3 protein-coding genes are annotated in these 3,572 nt (G+C 46.4%); all 3 read right to left on the bottom strand.

Annotated elements, in window-relative coordinates:
* Positions 1–1,187, bottom strand: a 1,187-nt coding sequence (modB, locus tag PX484_RS19110) for a molybdate ABC transporter permease subunit (protein ID WP_288105148.1), incomplete at its 3' end; no start/stop codon positions are given.
* A 3-nt stretch (positions 1,188–1,190) separates the two neighbouring features.
* Positions 1,191–1,988, bottom strand: a complete 798-nt coding sequence (gene modA, locus PX484_RS19105; RefSeq protein ID WP_287767255.1) for a molybdate ABC transporter substrate-binding protein — start codon at positions 1,986–1,988, stop codon at positions 1,191–1,193.
* A 213-nt stretch (positions 1,989–2,201) separates the two neighbouring features.
* On the bottom strand, positions 2,202–3,572 hold a 1,371-nt coding region (pyk, locus tag PX484_RS19100; RefSeq protein ID WP_288105146.1), incomplete at its 5' end, for a pyruvate kinase.

The raw sequence follows: 3,572 nt of genomic DNA, 5'->3' as shown, positions 1-3,572 counted from the left end.
TGTTGTCCCCCCGATAATTGATGGGGATAACGGTTTTCCATGCCGGGTAACTGCACTAATTCCAATTGGTTGGCAATCTGCTGTTTAATAACTTTTTTAGATAAGTTTTTGGGGAGACTAAAAGCGATATTTTCTGCCACGGTGAGATGGGGAAAAAGGGCATAATTCTGCACCACAAAACCGATACGACGCTGACGACTGGGGAGATTAATTCCCTTTTCGGAATCGAAGAGAATGCGACCATTTAAGACAATACGGCCCCTTGAGGGCGTTTCTACCCCAGCCAGCGATCGCAAAATCAGGCTTTTTCCCGAACCCGAAGCCCCTAATAATCCTAGGGGCTGATTTTGGCAGTTAAAAGTGACCGAGAGGTTAAAACCGGGTAAATATTTCTCTATATCAACAAATAAGCCTATTTTATCCCTATAATGCTGATTTTCAGCTGCTAAAAGGGCAAAATCGCGACCCTCCCAGGGTGGCAGCCAGTCCTCCATCTCGTTAGGTTTGCTTTCTCCCGGTCGTCCTAATTGCTGTTTGCGTTGACTTTGCCAGAGATTAACGGCGATAATCCCCGATAGGGAGATTAACATGATAATAAACACCCATATCCAAGCCTCAGTCATCGCTCCTGCTTCCACAGCGAAGAAAATCGCCATCGGGATAGTTTGAGTTTGCCCCGGAATATTACCCGCTAACATCAAAGTCGCCCCAAATTCCCCCAAAGCGCGGGCAAAAGCTAGGGTTAATCCTGCTAATACTCCGGGGAAGGAGAGGGGCAAAAGTAGGCGCCAGAATATTTTCCCTTCCGATGCCCCTAGGGTGCGGGCAACCTGTAAAAGATTGGCATCCACCTGTTCAAAAGCCCCGAGGGTGGTTTTGTACATCAGGGGAAAAGCTACCACCGTCGCGGTGATGATGGCGGCATACCAAGTAAAAACGATGCGAAAGTTAAATAGGTCTAATAACTGTCCTAATGGTCCGTTTTTGCCGAATAGAAGGAGTAAAATGAAGCCTAGCACCGTCGGGGGCAAGATTAAGGGTGCGACGAAAACTGCCTCGATTAGGGATTTCCACCGTCCACGATAACCTAACATCCAATAAGCGGCGGCAATACCGAGAAAAAAGATGATTATCAGGGCAATGGTGGCGGTTTTCAGGGATATCCATAGGGGGGAAAAGTCGGGCATTGTTTATCTGGCTATTCCGAAGCCGAATTTTTCAAAAATGTTTTTAGCGGCTGCCCTGGTGAGATATTGGGCGAAAGTCTTGGCAGCTTGCGGGTTTTTGCTGTCTTTAATCACAGCTATGGGATAAATAATCGGAGAATGGAGATTATTGGCAGCCGTAGCCACTACTTTTACCCGGTCGGAAATTTTGGCATCGGTGAGGTAAACAATGCCAGCATCGGCGTTACCAGTTTCTACGGCGGCGAGAACATTACGGACAGAGTTGGCAAAGACCAGTTTTGGTTTTATTTGCTCTAAAATGCCGATATTTTTCAGAACTTCTTCACTGTACTGACCGACGGGAACGCTGCGCGGTTCACCCACGGCAATTCTTTTGACATTACTGTTAGTCAGGGAACGAAAATCGCTGATTTTTAGGGCGGAATTCTTGGGAACGATTAAAACTAGGCGATTAGTGAGCAGGTTTCTTCTGGTAGTTGTATCGATTAAACCAGCTTTTGCTAAAGCGTCCATTTGCTTAGTGGCAGCCGAGAGGAAAACATCGGCCGGCGCACCTTGTGTAATTTGCTGTTGCAAAGCCCCCGACGCACCGAAGTTATAGTTAACTTTAATGTTGCCATGGGCTTTTTCAAACCCCGGCTTGATTTCTTCTAGGGCCTCTTTGAGACTAGCGGCGGCAGAAACTAGAATTGTCTGGGTTTGGACGGTGGTGATAGTAGATGAAAAAAGGTTTATGCCCGCAGATAATAAGCAACTAAGGGCAATTGAGCCGATAAAAGCCAGAAAATATCCTCTTTTCATCAAGATTGATAGCAAGCGATCGATATTTATATTTCTATCACAACCAATCCACCGCCCAAAATCTGTATCTAGGGTTTGCGGCAAAAAGTTTTTCGTGGGGTGTGGGGAAGTGGGGTGTAGGGTGTAGGGTGTGGGGTGTGGGGTGTGGGGAGAATAAATAGAAATAATCTCCTATCTCCTATCTCCTGTACCCTGACTCCTGAATCCTAGAACTTAGGGAATCGTGTGAATTTTGAGGAAATTGGTTCCTTTAGTTTTCTGCATGGGAATTCCCGCCATAATCAGGATTTTATCGCCCGATTGCGCTAGATTTTTCTGAAGCAGAATTGATTCGGTTTGCTTTAACACATCCTCAAAGACGGACACCTGATGATCGAGAAGAATCGGGATCACACCCCAGACTAGGTTGAGACGGTGATAGACTCGTTTATTGGGAGTCATAGCAATGACGGGAACCGAGGGACGTTCCTTAGAAGCCAGTAGCGAAGTGTAGCCAGAGGTGGTAAAAGTGACAATATAACGGAGATTAAGGGTTTGATCGATCGCCACTAAAGCCTCACTGAGAGCGTGAGTTTCATCGGACTGATTGGGGGGAACATTATCAAACTTCACATCCGCTTCCACATCATGGGCGATTTTGGCCAACATAGCCACAGCTTTGACGGGAAAATCTCCCACTGCTGATTCCCCCGATAACATCACCGCATCGGTTCCATCGATAATGGCATTAGCCACATCACTGGCCTCGGCCCGAGTCGGTCGGGGATTGTGAATCATGCTTTCTAACATCTGGGTGGCAGTGATGACGGGAATAGTTTTCATGTTGCAGAGTCTGATAATGCGTTTTTGCAACATGGGGACTTTTTCGGGACTTAACTCTACCCCCAAATCGCCCCGGGCCACCATAATTCCGTCACATTCCTCGATAATTGACTCCAAATTTTCGATCGCTTGCGGTTTTTCAATTTTAGCTATCACTGGCACATCCCCATGATTTCTCTCGGCTAAAAATGCCTTAATCGCTTTGATATCTTCTCCTTTACGAACAAAACTGAGGGAAACCCAATCAACCCCCTGAGCAAGACCAAATTCTAGGTCTTGTTTGTCTTTTTCGGTCATGGAAGGTAAGCGCAAATTGAGACGGGGTAGATTGACTCCCTTGCGACTCTTGAGAATTCCTCCCTCCAATACTTGACATTTTAGGTCTTTTCCGTTAATTTCAACGATTTTTAGCTCTAATAAGCCATCATCAAGGAGAATTTGCTCACCTAACTTGGCTTCCTCGGCCAGATAGGGATAATCGATCGAAACGGTGTTCGCTTCTCCCCGATACTCATCCATGGGTACAAGGGTGAGATAATCGCCGTCGTTGATGGTAATGGAACCATTGGGGAGATTACCGACGCGAATTTTCGGCCCTTGTAAATCTTGCAGGAGAGTGATAGGATTGTCTAATTCTTGAGAAATTTGCCGTAAAAGGGTAACAACTCTCGCATGATCTTCGTAGCTACCGTGGGAAAAGTTTAGCCGCGCTACATTCATCCCCGCACCGATCATCTGCTTGAGGACTTCTGGCGAATTACT

This window comes from Microcystis sp. M49636_WE2 (genome assembly GCF_030065375.1).
Classification (GTDB): Bacteria; Cyanobacteriota; Cyanobacteriia; order Cyanobacteriales; family Microcystaceae; genus Microcystis; species Microcystis aeruginosa_C.
Note: the sequence above shows the minus strand (reverse complement) of the source record. Positions and strands in the feature narration are given on the sequence as shown.